Here is a 13,665-nt window from a genome sequence, read left to right as displayed (position 1 = left end):
GGTCGGTCGGTCACCGGTCGGTGTACAGGGCCAGGGTTCCGTCGGCGGTCCCGGCGGCGGCCAGGCGCCCCAGATCGTGGAGGGCCTCGGCCTGCCGGTGCAGGATCGAGGACCGCCGCTCGATCTCGTCGAGAAGGGCCTCCAGGCGTTCGGCCTCCTCCGTGCCGACATCGGGGATCTCCAGCCTTTCGAGCGTACGCGCGGTGTGCACCGAGCCCCGCCCACGGCCGTGGTCCGCTGCGGCCAGACCGAGGAGGGCGGCGAGGACCCGCGGGCGCGCCCGCGCTCCGCTCCCCCTCCGCAGCCGGAGCACCCGGGCGGGATGGGCGACGACGGAGAATCCGTCCTCGTCGAGGTACACCCCGAACCGGGGCTGGGTCGTGACCACCAGGTCACCCGGCTCGGTGAAAGCGGCGTGGCCGTAGGCGGTCATCAACAGGGCACGGTCGATGCGGTGTGTTCCGACCGCCGTCGTCCCGAGGACCTCCGCAGGTGTGAGGACGACGTGGTCTCCGGCTCCCGCCAGGTCCCCGGTGGCGATCCGGTGGCCCGGGAGAGTCCGCAGCCGGCGTTCACTCCGCAGCCTCGCGATGGTGGTCATGGGCACCGGGCCCCTGCTGTCCGGCCGGAGCGCGGCATGGACCCGCAGGTCCCCGTGCGAGGCCGCGTCCCGCGCGGTTCGCTCGCCCAGGTCCTTCAGCCGCAGCTCCAGGTCGGCGATGCGCGCCGGCCGGTCGACGGCCGCGCCGGAGGGCCGCCGCCCGGGTGAGAGCGCCGCCCCGGCGCGGCCGTTCAGTTCCTCGACGGCGACGACCACGCCGTGCTGGAGCGCGAGCGGACGGTCGTTGTCCCAGCCGGCGGCGCTCCACCCCCTGATGTCCGCCGCGAGCCCGGCGAGCGTCCGCCCCGACGCGTCCGCACCCGAGAGGTCCGCCAGCAGGACCCGGCCCCGCCTCTCCCGTTCGGGTGTGCGCGCCAGTACCCACAGCGCGGTGCGGTACCCCGGCCGATAGGGCAAGGCCCCGCCGGGGAGTGCGACGGCGGCCTTGAGGAGTCCGTCCGTCAGGAAGGTCCGGCGGAATCGGTCCGCTTCGCCGTGCGGGCTCAGCTGCTCCGTCAAGGCATCGGCGGGACCCAGGACGACGGCCACGCAGCCGTCGGCGAGAAGGTCGGTCAGCGCCTCGACCCGTTCCAGTGCCTCTTCGGGTCGCCGTTTCTCGCCGCCCCGGTAGGGAATTACGGAGACGACCACATGGGGGCCGTCGCGGCCGTCGGCGACACCCTCGCCCTCCTGGACGTCGAGGGCCGCCCCCGTCACACCCCGGACAAGCATCCGGCGCCGGACGAGCCGGGCCAGCGCGGGGTCCGGGTCGGATGCGAGGAACCGCCATCCGCTGTCCCGTCCGGCAGCAGCGTGCAGGGCCACCAGGAGGTCGCCACTGCGGGCGTCCGGGTTGGCGACCACCGGGTCGGCCATACCGTCGATCCCCGTGACCCGCGCCATGCACTCGGCCATCCCGCCGTGGAGGGTATCGGCCGTCAGCTCGTGGAGCCCGAATCGGCGGCGTGCCCCGAGCAGCCATTCGAAGGCGTCCGCCACGGGTGCACGGTGCGCCGCCGCCAGGTGATCACCGCGCCGGCGCATGTTGGCGGCGGCCTCCGCGAGCTCGTCGGTGAGCCGGGCCAGCGACAGGCCCCACGGGCCGGCGGCCGCCAACTCGCGCATGAGGCAGGTGTCGTCCGCGTCCAGCGCCCTGCCGCTCTCGACGACCTCCTCCCAGCTGGTTCCGCCCAGGACCAGCGGACCGCCCTTGCCGTGACGGACGCACAGGAGCGCGGTGAGCACGTCCAGCAGGTCCCGTGCCGGCAGGCGCGCGGTCCAGGAGGTCAGGGTGTGCAGGGCGAGTTCCGTGCCCAGGTCGTTCTCATCGGCGTTGCCGCGGCCCGTCGTCAGGAGCCAGTCGACCACCGCGCGGCCGTCGAAGTAGGTACGCCCGCCCACATGCTCGACCGGGGCGGGAAAATCGTCGTGCCGCCGCCGCCAGTTGGCGGGTACGGCTCGCTCGACCTGCGCGAGCGTCGCGATCTCCGTCGGCGAGATCCGCCAGGGCGACGCCCCGGACGGCTCGGAACCACGAGGTCCCCGGTCACCGGCCACTGTGGCTCCCCTCCTCGGCCGCCCACGGCGGTGTGCCGCGCCGGCACTCTATCGATCACCCCGCTCGGGGAGGTCTCCGGTGAGTTGATAGCGGGTGCTATCAGGATGTCAGATCACCGGTTGGGCAAGGCCTGTCAGTCTCGATGTCCATCACCCGGACCGCCGCGGCGGCGGTCCCGAGGCCGGTGATCACACGGCCCGTTCCCCGGAGGTACGCATGGCCCCTGGCACCACTGTTCACGCCCTCGCCGACGAACGGCCCACGCACGTGGGCGCGGGCTGACCGAACGCGTTCCCGGTGGCCCGCCGCGGACGGACGGCGTCCGCCCGTCCGCACCTGGGTTCACGCCCGCACGACTCCGCCCGGTGCCGCAGGCCCGGAGGTGGAACGACGACGGCCCCCCGCGCCAACGAGGGGCCGCTCATCACAAGATCCGACAGCTTTCCAGCACGCCATGTCGAACGGAGAAAGCCATCAGTTCCGTCCCGGAGGGTACGTCCTTCGAGAAAGCCGCGTCGAGTCGGGCCGCAGCCCCGCCCGAACCGCATCACGACGCCGCGGGCCCGACTGTCCATGAGCCCCTTCCCCGCGGGTGGCGGCGGGTCGTCCGCATGGTCGGCGACGAGTTGGTCCGGGGAATCGCGACGGCGGCGGGTGGTGCGGTGGTCGCCGCCGTCGTCTGGTGGACCCGGCACAGACTGTGACCGAGTGGACGCCCGGGTCCGCCCGCCGCCCGGACACCGCTCCGCCCGACCGGGCACACCCCCGGTCGGGCGGAGCGGTGCGCCGGCGCACCGTGGCTCGGGGTCCACGGGGTCCACGGGGTCCGCAGGTCCGGATTCCTTCCCGGCCCCGGGCCCTCCCGTTCACCGGCTACAGCCAGTCGCGGCGCTTGAAGATCAGGTAGAGGCTGGTGCAGACCAGGGCCATCAGGGCGATCGCGAAGGGGTAGCCGAAGGCCCAGTGGAGTTCCGGCATGGTGTCGAAGTTCATGCCGTAGACGGTGCCGATCAGGGTCGGGGCGAAGAGGATGGCGGCCCAGGAGGAGATCTTCTTGATCTCGTCGTTCTGGGCGTGGCCGGCCTCGGCGAGCTGCTTCATCTCCTCGTTCTGGCGCTGCGAGACCAGGGTGGCGTTGACGGTGAGGATGTTCTGCAGCATCTGGCGGAAGCCGTCGACCCGCTCGGCGGCGTAGGTGGCGTGGTCGGCGACGTCGCGCAGGTAGCGCTGGAGCTCCTCGTCGGTGCCGTACTTGCCGAAACCGGCCTCCAGGCTCCGCATGATCTCCAGCAGCGGCCGGGTGGCGCGCTGGAACTCGATGACCTCGCGGGAGAGTTCGTAGATGCGCCGGGACACCTGCGGGTCGCCGCCGAACACCTCGGTCTCGATCTCGTCGATGTCGTGCTGGAGGCCGGCGATGACCGGGGCGTAGCCGTCGACGACGGCGTCGAGGACCGCGTAGAGCACGGCCTCGGGGCCGAGCGCCAGCAGTTCCGGGTCGGTCTCCAGGCGGCGGCGGACGGCGGAGAGGTCGGGGGCCTGGGAGTGGCGGACGGTGAGGACGAAGTCGGGGCCGACGAAGAGGTGGATCTCGCCGAAGTCGACCTCCTCCACGTCGTCCAGGTAGCGGGCGGCGCGCAGCACCACGAACAGGGTGTCGCCGTAGCGCTCCAGCTTGGGGCGCTGGTGGGCGACGATGGCGTCCTCGACGGCCAGCTCGTGCAGGTTGAACCGCTCGGCGGCCTCCAGCAGCTGGGACTCGGCGGGGCGGTAGAGCCCGATCCAGGCCATGGTGCCGGGCTTGCCCGGCAGTTCGCGGTAGACGTCGGCCAGGTTGGCGGCCGACTGCACGCGGTGGCCGTCGCGGTAGACGGCCGCGTCGACGACGGAGCGCTCCAGGCTCACCGGCTCGGCCGGCTGGTCCGGGCGCGGGTCCATCGAGTGCTCGGGGGCCGGCTGGACGGCGGCGCCGGCCGGGGTGACGGGACGGGTGAAGGGACGCTTGCTCGCACGCACAGCGCGTACACGCCAGTCGGACATGACGGGGTACCTCCGCGGTTCGGTGGCCGCCGCACCCGGGAACAGGACAGGTCGCGGGTGCGGGGCGGGCGGGAGGCGCCCGGCCGTCCTCCACCACGCACGGCGCCCGGGCCGCGCGCGGCCGCGCCGGAGTCAGCGGCGGGCGGTGCGGCGGCGGGGGCCGGGAGCGGTACGGGAGGAGGGGTGCCGGGTGCCAGGAAGAGTGGGGGACGACATCCTGGGGCGGGGCCGACTTCGACCCGGACTACTACTGCACTCCACTGCTCTCACCTCCTCGCCGTCGGGGCGCCCGCGCGGGGTCGCCGTAACCGGGCCGCCAGGAGGCTCCACACCGCCGGGCGGGCGCGCACGGGCGCCGCGACGACGGGTGGGCACCCCTGAATCTCGTCAGAGCTTTGGCACGCCACGGCGTAGCGCCCCGGGATCCCGGGGTGCAGCCACTTGGGGTCACCCCTTAGGCCGGGGAGACCTGTCCTGACCCTGGGCGTCTCTCGACGTCGTGGGGTCAGTGGCCTGTGTCCATGGCGACGCCTCACCGAACGAGGTGCCTTCACAACCTCCCCGAGTCTAGTACCCGCCGGAGGGTTCCTTCGACCGGGGGTTCGGTAGTGAGCGCCTCAGGAGCGTGCGCCGGTGACGCGCGCCCGGCGCGCGATCTCGTGACGCTACGTCATATTCGCGACCTGGAAGGACGATTGCCCCTCGGGATCCAGGTGGGCCGCCACGTACGGCACGGCGACCGCCTCCACCGCACCGGGCGAGCCGAACGCCGGGTGGACGTTGACCTCGAAGACCACGCCGCCGCTCTCCGCCGCGAGGTCGACGGCGGCGAAGGGCAGCCCGACGGCCCCGGTGGCCGCCACCGCCAGCTCCGCCAGCCCGGCGGGCAGCTCGGTCGGCGACAGCGGGGTGGAGACGGCGCCCCGGGCGAGGTTGCACGGCTCGTCCGGGTCGTCCTGCACGTGCTCGACGGCGCGCAGCGCCCGCCCGCCGAGCACGGTCACCCGGTACTGGTGGCGGCCGCGGCCGTCCGCGGTGAAGTTGCGGGCGTCCCGGGCGAGCAGCCAGTCGGCGCCGGCCCGCGCGTAGCACTCGGCCGCCTCGGCGAGCCGGGCGCGGGTGGTGACGTGGAAGACGTCCTGCCCGCTCATGCCGACCGCCGGGCGGGCCCACACGTCGCCGCCGAGCCGGTCGAACACCTCGGCGGCCTCGGCGGCGGTGGGCCGGGAGAGCGTGACGGTGGGCATCTGGCGGACGCCGTGGCGGGCGAGGGCCTCGACGGTCAGCCGCTTGTCGCTGGCCGCGCGCCAGCCGTCGACGGCGGTGCCGAGGGAGCGGACGCCGTGCTCGCGCAGGGCCCGCTGGCAGTCGGCGAGCTCCAGGCGCCGGTGCGGCGGTATCTCGTACAGGATCACCGTCCGGGCGGGCACCGCGAGACCCTCGGCGGGGACCTCCAGGACGACCCCGTCGCCGGTGCCGCACACCCGGCCGGCGCCGGGCGGACCGGCCGGGCCGCCGCTCATGAAGTGCCGCGCGTCGAGCAGCACCGGCGCCCGCCCGGTGAGCCGCCGGACGGCGGTGGCCAGCGCTTCCCGGCTGCCCTCGGTCGAGCCGTGATCGGTCATCAGAACGAGCTCGCTACGCCCCATGGGCCCATGGAACATGTCACGGACATGCCCGGACAAGGGCTTCCCGGAATTCCGTCCCGGGAGAAATTCGTGTGCGCCCGCCGGGCATCGCGGGTTAACCTCGGCGCCATGTCGACGCCCCGCATCTCCTAGCTGACGGACCCGCCACCACGCCACCCGTGTGTCCGTTCGCTGTTACGGAGCGTCATTCCCTTGATCACCACCCGTGGTGTCGACGTGCGCGTCGCCGCCCGCCTGCTGCTGTCCGACGTCACCCTCCACATCGCCCCCGGCGACCGCATCGGCCTCGTGGGCCGCAACGGCGCCGGCAAGACCACCCTGCTCGCCACCCTCGCCGGGCGGCTGCGCCCCGCCGCCGGAACCGTCACCCGCACCGGCCCGGTCGGCTACCTCGCGCAGGACTCCCGCGCCGCCGACCCGGCCGTGACCGTCACCGGGCGGATCCTGGCGGCGCGCGGCCTGGACGCCGCCGTCCGGAACCTGCGCGCGGCCGAGAACGCCATGGCCACCGCCGGTGACGAGCGCGCCCAGCGCCGCGCCATGGCCGCCTACAGCCGGGCCGAGGCCGAGTTCCAGGCCCGTGGCGGCTACCCGGCGGAGGCCGAGGCCGCCCGGGTCGCGGCCGGCCTCGGCCTGCCCGAGCGGGTGCTGGACAGCCCGCTCGGCGCACTCTCCGGCGGCCAGCGGCGCCGGGTCGAGCTGGCCCGGATCCTCTTCGCCGACCACGGCACCCTGCTGCTCGACGAGCCCACCAACCACCTCGACGCGGACGCCGTCCAGTGGCTGCGCGGCCACCTGGCCGGCTACCCGGGCGGGCTGGTGCTCATCAGCCACGACGTGCCGCTGCTCGCCGACACCGTCAACCGGGTCTTCCACCTGGATCCGCAACGCGCCACGGTCGACGTCCACAACACCGGCTGGGCCGCGTACCTGGCGCAGCGCGCGGCCGACGAGCGCCGCCGCGCCCGCGAGCGGGCCAACGCCGAGCGCAAGGCCGCCGCCCTGCACGCCCAGGCCGACCGGATGCGGGCCAACGTGGCGACCGCCGTCTCCGCCCGGTCGATGGCCCGCCGGGCCGACCGGATGATCGCGGCGCTCGAACCCGTCCGCCAGGCCGAGCGCACCGCCCGCATCCGGCTGCCCGAGCCGGCGCCCTGCGGCCGGATGCCGCTCGGCGCGGTCGGCCTCGCCAAGTCCTACGGCGGGCGCGCCGTGCTCGACGGGCTCGACCTGGCCGTCGACCGGGGCAGTCGGCTCGTCGTGCTCGGCCCCAACGGGGCGGGCAAGACCACGCTGCTGCGGATCCTGGCCGGCCGGGAGGCCGCGGACGGCGGGCGCGTCGTTCCCGGGCCGGGACTGCGGCTCGGCTACTTCGCCCAGGAGCACGACACCCTGGATCCGGACCGCACCGTCCGGGAGAACCTCGCCGCGGCCGCGCCGGGGCTCGGCGACGGCGACGTCCGGCACGTGCTCGGCGCGTTCCTGTTCCGCGGCGACGACGCCGACAAGCCCGCCGGGGTGCTGTCCGGCGGCGAGAAGACCAGGCTGGCCCTGGCCGGGCTGGTCCACTCGGGTGCCAATGTGCTGCTGCTCGACGAGCCGACCAACAACCTCGACCCGGCCTCGCGGGCCGAGGTGCTGGCGGCGGTGGGCGGCTATCCGGGCGCGATCGTGCTGGTCACCCACGACCCGGGGGCGGTCGAGGCGCTGCGGCCGGACCGGGTCCTGCTGCTGCCCGGCGGGGACGAGGACCTGTGGAGCGAGGACTACCTCGACCTGGTCGCCGCCGGCTGACGCGCCCGCCCCCTGGGGTGTCAGGGTCCCCGGGTCAGGGTCCCCGGGTGTCGTCAGGGCACGCGGGCCTCGATGAGGAACCGGGCGGAGCGGGCCACGGACGGCCCCTCCGCCCGGATCAGGGCACGCAGCTCGCGCGCCCGCTCCCAGTGGGCCTCCGCCGTGAGGACCGGCACCACCCGGGCGGCGCCCGCGACGTCCTCCGGCCCCGGCGCGCCTACAGCTGGGCGGCGATCAGTTCGTTCCCGTAGAGGTCCCGGAAGTGCAGCGAGCGGCCCGGCCCGCCGTCCGGCACGCCGGGCCGGGTGGCCACGCCGAGCTGCGCCAGCCGGTCCGCCACCCGGTCGAGGTCGTCCGTGTGGAGCACCAGCAGCGGCATGCCGCCCGTCTGGCACCCCACCGCCGCCCGCGCGTCCGCGGACTCCGCCGGCATCAGCCACAGCCCAGCCCCCGCCCCGCCCGCCGGCCCCACGTGCAGCAGCCGGTACCCGTCGAGGTCCCCGTCGAAGAGCACGGTGAAGCCGAGGCCGTCCCGGTAGAAGGCGAGCGCCGCGTCGGCGTCCTCCACAAGCACCACCGTGCGGCCGATCGTCGTGAACAGCCCTGCCGTCGCGTCGTGTTCGTGATCCATGCCGCGACCGTAGACCACCCCACCGACACCGGCCCCGGACACCGGCCCCGCGCGGGGCGGCCGGGCCCTCCCCGACCGGTACTCCGCGGACGGTGTGTCAGAAGCGGTCGACAGCGTGGGGTTGATGCGGACCGGATCCGGGGTGGACGAAGGAGCGGACGACTGTGGGCGCGACCGGGTGGAGCTACCGTAGGCGCCGGCTCGGCGGCCTCGCCGCCTCGCTCGACGCGCCGAAGCTGGAGGTGCTCACCGCCGGCGACTACCAGTACCACCCCCTGGAGGGCGAGGCACCGCCCGCGACGGTCGCGGAGCTGATGGCACTCCTGGAGGACGAGGAGGCTCTGGAGGGCGGCACCCACTCCGTCCTCGACATCCACGAGGCCGGGGATCCGGCCGCGCCGGCCGCCGATCTTCACGGCGGGACCTTCTTCCACCGGCTCCACCCCCTGGCGGACCACGAGGTTCTGGCGCTCTTCGGCTCGCAGCGGTCCGCCCTCGCCGGCTGGTCGCGGACCGTGGAGGCCGACGCGCACGAGACGCTGTCCCCCGGCCGCTGGACGGGCCGCCGCACGGTGCTCCACGCCGACGACCAGCCGGACGAGGTCGTCTTCTGGGGCTCCTCGGGCTGTCGAGCAGCACGGCACCGCCCCGGCGCCTCGCCGGTGCGGCCGCCGCGGGCGACCACCTCCCCGGCATCACCCGACCGTCGCTACCGGGGCCTCGACGCCGGCAGGGCGCCGACGGGCCGGATCACGCCGGCCCGGGCTCCGCTCCAGCCCTCCCGGCCCGGCGGGCGGCGACCGTCCAGGCGGCGGTGACGGCGCGGTGGGCCTCGGCGGTGGCCGCGGCGGTGTCGGCCGGCAGGTGCAGCGGGGCGCCGAGGTGGACGTGCAGGGTGGGACGGCGGACCGGGGCGGTGACCAGGCCGGCGAACTGCTTGAGCGGGCCGCCCGAGGTCAGTCGGCGGGATCCGGCCTGGCCGAGCGGGACGACCGGCGCGCCGGTGGCCTGCGCCAGGCGGGCCAGGCCGCTGCGGAACGGGCCGGGCGGCAGTTCCCCGGAGTCCCGGCGGCGCGGCAGTCCGCCCTCGCCGTAGATCAGCACGACCCGCCCGGCGGCCAGGGCCTCGGCCGCCGCGTCGAGCGACTCCGCCGCCCGCGCGGTGCCCCGGTGGACCGGGATGTGCCCCTCCCGGCGCAGCGCCGGTCCGAGCAGCGGGACCCGCCAGAGCCCGGCCGTGGCCAGGACGACCGGCCGCGCGCCGAGCCGGTGCAGGGCGGCGAGGACGACGGCGGGGTCGGCGAGCGAGGTGTGGTTGGCCGCCACGATGCTGCCCGGAGCGGGCCCATCGGCGTCGGCGGGGTCGGCCGTGATGTGCAGACGGCCGAAGGCGGGCAGCAGGAGGGTGGAGGCGCGGCTCAGCATGGCGGTGGCGTGGGTCCTCGGTGACGGCGGTGCGGGTCCTGCCGACCAGTCTGCGCAGAACCGGCGGGCCACGCCTGAGTACCCGTACTCAGCGGGGCCGGGTACCGCCCCGGGCGAGGCCCGGCCGCTCACCGCGCGCGGGCGGCCGATCGGGTCTAGGCTCGAACGAATGAGGCGACTGGACGTCATCGACCGGGCCCTGTTCCACCGGGTCGCCGCGGCCCACCGCCCCTTCGGAGCGGGGTCGCTGGCCGGTCCCTGGCTGCGTCGGCTGAGCCGGGCCGCGGACCACGGGATGCTCTGGTTCGGCACGGCCGCCGTGCTCGGGGCGGTCGGCGGGCGGGCCGAACGGCGGGCGGCACTGCGCGGGGTGAGTTCGCTGCTGCTCGCCTCCACCGCCGCCAACATCGCGGCCAAACAGCTGACCCGTCGCCCGCGGCCCCCGCTGCACCCCGTTCCGGTGGCCCGGCGGCTGCTCCGCCAGCCGGTCACCACCTCGTTCCCCTCCGGCCACTCCGCCTCGGCCGCCGCGTTCGCCACGGCCGTCGCGATCGAGTCCCCGGCGGCGGCCGCGCTGCTCGCACCGGTCGCCCTGGCCGTCGGCGCCTCCCGGGTGTACACCGGCGCGCACCACCCGGGCGATGTGCTGGCGGGGTTCGCCCTGGGCTCCGCACTCGCGGTGCTCACGCTCCGGTGGTGGCCCCGGGCCTCCCATCTGCGGCCGGCCGCCGGGCCGCCGCGCCGTCCGGCCCCGGCGCTCCCCGAGGGGGCTGGCCTGTGGGTGGTGGTCAACTCCGGTTCCGGCAGCGGCTCGTTGTCCGCCGACGGCCCCGAGGAGACGGTCGCCGCGCTGCGCGCCCTGCTGCCCCGGGCCGACGTCCGGCTCTCCGGGCCCGAGGACGACCTGCCCGCGCTGCTCGCCGAGGCCGCCGACCGGGCCGCGGCGGCCGGCGGGGCGCTCGGGGTCTGCGGCGGCGACGGCAGCGTCAACCTGGCCGCCGGACTGGCCGTGGAACGCAACCTGCCGCTCGCGGTCTTCCCCGGCGGCACCCTCAACCACTTCGCGCTGGACCTCGGCATCCACGGCATCGAGGCGACGGCGGCGGCCGTGACCGCCGGCGAGGCGTGCGGGGTGGACCTCGGCCTGGCCGCCGACGACACCGAGCGCCGGCACTTCCTCAACACCTTCAGCCTGGGCGTCTATCCCGAACTGGTCCGGCTGCGCGAGGAGTTCGAGGGTCGGCTGGGCAAGTGGCCGGCCCTCGCGGTGGCGACCGCGCGGGTGCTGACCACCGCCGAGCCGGTCACCGTCCGGGCGGGCGGGCGCGAACGCCGGCTCTGGCTGCTGTTCGCGGGCAACGGCGCCTACGATCCGCCCGGTTTCGCCCCGACCCACCGGAGCGGGCTCGCCGACGGCCTGCTGGACGTCCGGGTGGTCGACGGCGGACGGCCGCTGGCCCGGACCCGGCTCGCGGCCGCGTTCCTCTCCGGCACGCTCGCCCGCTCCCGGGTCTACCACGCCGCCCGGCTCCGAGCCCTCGACCTGGACGCCCTGGGCGACGCCGACCGGCTCGCCGTCGACGGCGAGTCCCTGCCCGCCGCCGGCGCGCTCCGGCTGGCCAAGGCCCCCCGGGCGCTGACCGTCTACCGGCCCGCGGCGGCCTGAGCGCCCCGTAGCCCGCGAAATCTCCGGGGACGGGTCGGCCGGGGCTCCGCTAGCGTGACCGCATGGACGCGCCTACCGGTGGGCCGGACCGTTCCGTCGCCCGCTTCTACGATCACCTGGCCGCCGACTACCACCGGGTCTACGCCGACTGGGAGGCGAGCGTGGAGCGGCAGGGCGCGAGCCTCGACGCGCTCCTGCGCGCCCGGCTCGGCGACGCACCGGCCGACCTCCTCGACTGCGCCTGCGGCATCGGAACCCAGGCGATCGGGCTCGCCGCGCACGGCCACCGGGTCACCGGCACCGACCTCAGCCCGGCCGCCGCCGCCCGGGCCGCGCGCGAGGCGGCGGCCCGCGGGCTGCACCTGCCGACCGCGGCCGCCGACATGCGCCGACTCCCCTGCGCCGACGGGCGGTTCGACGCCGTCGTCTGCGCGGACAACGCGCTGCCGCACCTGCTCGCCGCGGCGGACGTGCGCACCGCGTTCGCCGAACTGCACCGGGTGCTGCGCCCCGGCGGCCTGCTGCTGCTCTCCGTCCGCCCGTACGACGAACTGCGGCGCGACCGGCCGACGTCAACGGCACCCCAGGTGGCGACGGACGAGCATGGCCGACGGACCGTCACCTTCCAGCTGTGGCACTGGCACGATGACGGTGAGCGGTACGACCTGGAGCTCTTCCGGCTCGCGCATCGCGACGGCGGGGAGGACGGGGAGAGCGGCGAGGACGCGGATCGCGAGGGCTGGGGAGCGGTGCGCGTGCACCGCACGTCGTACTGGGCGCTCACCCGGGATCAGCTCAGCGGGTTCGCCGCCGAGGCCGGCTTCACCGCGGTGGAGTGGCAGCCGCCATCCGCGACCGGCTTCTTCCAGCCGGTCCTGCTCGCCCGCGCGGCCGGCTCCGGCCGCGCGGGCTGACGCCCCCCTCGACGGTCATGCCCGGAGTCCCGCGGAGCCCCCGGCCTCCCCGAGGGGTCCGCGGAATCCGACCCGGTGCCGGCGCCGCAGCAGCACGATCTCGACCACCGCGGTCACGGTGACCCCGATCGGGCCCGCCAACAGGGCCACCAGCGCCGGGCCGTGGGTGGAGGCGCCCTTCGTGTCGACGAACAGGACGTGCCCGAGGGCGGTCAGCCAGACCAGGGGCACCGCGACCAGGGGCCTCACCAGGGGGTGGGCGCGCACGGCGAAGGAGTTGCGGTGCACGAGGTAGAGCACGCAGAGGTTGAACGGTGCCAGCCACAGCATCAGCAGGCCGGCCAGGGGGAAGAAGGCCGATCGCATCATGACGACGAACACGACGGCGGTGAAGAGCCCGACCAGCAGCGGCCGGACGATCAGCCGGCCCACCCGCCGCCGGGTGCCCGGATAGGCCAGCAGGAGCAGCGGCACGCAGCCCAGCACCAACGCGATCGGGCCGGTGAGCAGCATGACGACGCTGTCCACGCCGATCAGCTCGGTGAGCAGGTCGCCGGTCGTCCAGGTCCCGGTCACCGCGCGGACGAGGTACAGGACGATGCCGAGGCCGAGGAGGGCCCGCAGCGTCAGCAGGCGTTCGACGACCGGGTCGAGCGTCTCCGCGGCGGCCCTGGTCGCGATCGGCTGGACGGCGGGGCCGAGGAACTCGGCACCGACGACGGCGGTGACCCCGGAGGCGGTCAGCCGCATCATCCGGTACGGACCGTAGACCCGTCCGGCCAGCCGCCAGGGCAGCAGCACGTCCAGGACCACCTCGTGCCGCTCCCGTGGCGGCGGGGAGGGCGTGCGGTACGGCGGCCGGTCGTAGGCCGCCGCCAGTTCTGCAGGTGATGGCGGCACCGTTCCAGGCCCTCCCGTCCCCCGGTACGGCCGGGGCCCGACCGCAGGAGCACTGTGACAGCGCACCCCCGGGTAGGCAATCCGATTTTCCGGCTCCGCGAACCGCTCTGATGATCATTTATTCGCCAGGCCGAGATCCCCCTGAGTGCAAAACGACGAAGTCCGCCAGGCGACACGCACATCAATCCGTTCGGGTGACATTCCTATCCCTGACACCGTGCAGGTATCTAGGGTTCGAAGCACCGTTGGTTCACGAAGGGATATGCACCATGTACCGCACCATCCGTACGTTCGCCGTCCTCGTCGCCGCCGTCGGCGCCCTTTCCCTGCCCACCTCCCAGGCCTTCGCCGACGAGGTGACGGTCGTCACCACGACCATCACCGTCATCGGCACCGGCAACCAGCTCGCCGGCGGCGAGATCACCAATGTCGGCGGCGACGCCATCATCGGCTCCTTCGACGGCATCGACGTCAGCTGACCCCACCG

At 75.2% G+C, this 13,665-nt stretch carries 11 protein-coding genes and 1 riboswitch; of the genes, 5 read left to right on the top strand and 6 right to left on the bottom strand.

From position 1 onward, the window contains the following. Nucleotides 1-10 precede the first annotated feature (10 nt). The 3 genes from ACFVFS_RS07505 to ACFVFS_RS07495 all read right to left on the bottom strand — a co-directional run bounded on the left by ACFVFS_RS07505 (nucleotide 11) and on the right by ACFVFS_RS07495 (nucleotide 5,848). A complete protein-coding gene (locus ACFVFS_RS07505; RefSeq protein ID WP_380621185.1) occupies nucleotides 11-2,158 on the bottom strand; it encodes a hypothetical protein in 2,148 nt (715 codons plus the stop codon). An 874-nt stretch (nucleotides 2,159-3,032) separates the two neighbouring features. Further along, nucleotides 3,033-4,199, bottom strand: coding sequence for a magnesium and cobalt transport protein CorA (locus ACFVFS_RS07500; protein WP_380621183.1), 1,167 nt, complete (start codon nucleotides 4,197-4,199; stop codon nucleotides 3,033-3,035). 368 nt (nucleotides 4,200-4,567) lie between these two features. Further along, a riboswitch (M-box (ykoK) riboswitch) is annotated at nucleotides 4,568-4,750 on the bottom strand. Between the two features lie 114 nt (nucleotides 4,751-4,864). Further along, nucleotides 4,865-5,848: a RimK family alpha-L-glutamate ligase gene (locus ACFVFS_RS07495; RefSeq protein WP_380621181.1), complete on the bottom strand. Its 984-nt coding sequence runs from the start codon at nucleotides 5,846-5,848 to the stop codon at nucleotides 4,865-4,867. A gap of 192 nt (nucleotides 5,849-6,040) precedes the next feature. On the opposite strand from ACFVFS_RS07495, the gene ACFVFS_RS07490 reads away from it, so the two are divergent. Then, nucleotides 6,041-7,642, top strand: a complete 1,602-nt coding sequence (locus ACFVFS_RS07490) for an ABC-F family ATP-binding cassette domain-containing protein (RefSeq protein ID WP_380621179.1) — start codon at nucleotides 6,041-6,043, stop codon at nucleotides 7,640-7,642. A 217-nt stretch (nucleotides 7,643-7,859) separates the two neighbouring features. Here ACFVFS_RS07490 and ACFVFS_RS07485 read toward each other — a convergent pair whose 3' ends face one another. After that, entirely contained in the window at nucleotides 7,860-8,273 is a 414-nt protein-coding gene (locus ACFVFS_RS07485; protein WP_380621177.1) for a VOC family protein, read from the bottom strand. Nucleotides 8,274-8,437: 164 nt separating this feature from the next. Between ACFVFS_RS07485 and ACFVFS_RS07480 the strand changes: the two genes are divergently transcribed. Then, a complete protein-coding gene (locus ACFVFS_RS07480; protein ID WP_380621175.1) occupies nucleotides 8,438-9,091 on the top strand; it encodes a hypothetical protein in 654 nt (217 codons plus the stop codon). Here ACFVFS_RS07480 and ACFVFS_RS07475 read toward each other — a convergent pair. After that, nucleotides 9,024-9,698: a lysophospholipid acyltransferase family protein gene (locus ACFVFS_RS07475; protein WP_380621173.1), complete on the bottom strand. Its 675-nt coding sequence runs from the start codon at nucleotides 9,696-9,698 to the stop codon at nucleotides 9,024-9,026. The two genes, ACFVFS_RS07480 and ACFVFS_RS07475, sit on opposite strands and share 68 nt — an antisense overlap. 169 nt (nucleotides 9,699-9,867) lie before the next feature. On the opposite strand from ACFVFS_RS07475, the gene ACFVFS_RS07470 reads away from it, so the two are divergent. Both ACFVFS_RS07470 and ACFVFS_RS07465 read left to right on the top strand, forming a co-directional pair. Next, a complete protein-coding gene (locus ACFVFS_RS07470; RefSeq protein WP_380621171.1) occupies nucleotides 9,868-11,364 on the top strand; it encodes a bifunctional phosphatase PAP2/diacylglycerol kinase family protein in 1,497 nt (498 codons plus the stop codon). 62 nt (nucleotides 11,365-11,426) lie between these two features. Then, on the top strand, nucleotides 11,427-12,278 hold the full coding sequence (locus tag ACFVFS_RS07465) for a class I SAM-dependent methyltransferase (RefSeq protein ID WP_380621169.1): 852 nt from the start codon (nucleotides 11,427-11,429) through the stop codon (nucleotides 12,276-12,278). 15 nt (nucleotides 12,279-12,293) lie between these two features. Here ACFVFS_RS07465 and ACFVFS_RS07460 read toward each other — a convergent pair whose 3' ends face one another. After that, nucleotides 12,294-13,178, bottom strand: a complete 885-nt coding sequence (locus ACFVFS_RS07460) for a hypothetical protein (protein WP_380621167.1) — start codon at nucleotides 13,176-13,178, stop codon at nucleotides 12,294-12,296. A gap of 269 nt (nucleotides 13,179-13,447) precedes the next feature. Here ACFVFS_RS07460 and ACFVFS_RS07455 point away from each other — a divergent pair, with 269 nt between their 5' ends. Next, entirely contained in the window at nucleotides 13,448-13,657 is a 210-nt protein-coding gene (locus tag ACFVFS_RS07455) for a hypothetical protein (protein ID WP_380621166.1), read from the top strand. The last annotated feature ends 8 nt before the right edge of the window (nucleotides 13,658-13,665 follow it).

It is taken from the genome of Kitasatospora sp. NPDC057692 (genome assembly GCF_042799475.1).
Classification (GTDB): domain Bacteria; phylum Actinomycetota; class Actinomycetes; order Streptomycetales; family Streptomycetaceae; genus Kitasatospora.
Note: the sequence above shows the minus strand (reverse complement) of the source record. Positions and strands in the feature narration are given on the sequence as shown.

Excerpts from the sequence above, each read along its gene's own strand:
- ACFVFS_RS07500 (WP_380621183.1), bottom strand. The coding sequence starts at position 4,199 with ATGTCCGACTGGCGTGTACGCGCTGTGCGTGCGAGCAAGCGTCCCTTC.
- ACFVFS_RS07495 (WP_380621181.1), bottom strand. The coding sequence starts at position 5,848 with ATGGGGCGTAGCGAGCTCGTTCTGATGACCGATCACGGCTCGACCGAG.
- ACFVFS_RS07485 (WP_380621177.1), bottom strand. The coding sequence starts at position 8,273 with ATGGATCACGAACACGACGCGACGGCAGGGCTGTTCACGACGATCGGC.
- ACFVFS_RS07475 (WP_380621173.1), bottom strand. The coding sequence starts at position 9,698 with ATGCTGAGCCGCGCCTCCACCCTCCTGCTGCCCGCCTTCGGCCGTCTG.
- ACFVFS_RS07470 (WP_380621171.1), top strand. The coding sequence starts at position 9,868 with ATGAGGCGACTGGACGTCATCGACCGGGCCCTGTTCCACCGGGTCGCC.
- ACFVFS_RS07465 (WP_380621169.1), top strand. The coding sequence starts at position 11,427 with ATGGACGCGCCTACCGGTGGGCCGGACCGTTCCGTCGCCCGCTTCTAC.
- ACFVFS_RS07455 (WP_380621166.1), top strand. The coding sequence starts at position 13,448 with ATGTACCGCACCATCCGTACGTTCGCCGTCCTCGTCGCCGCCGTCGGC.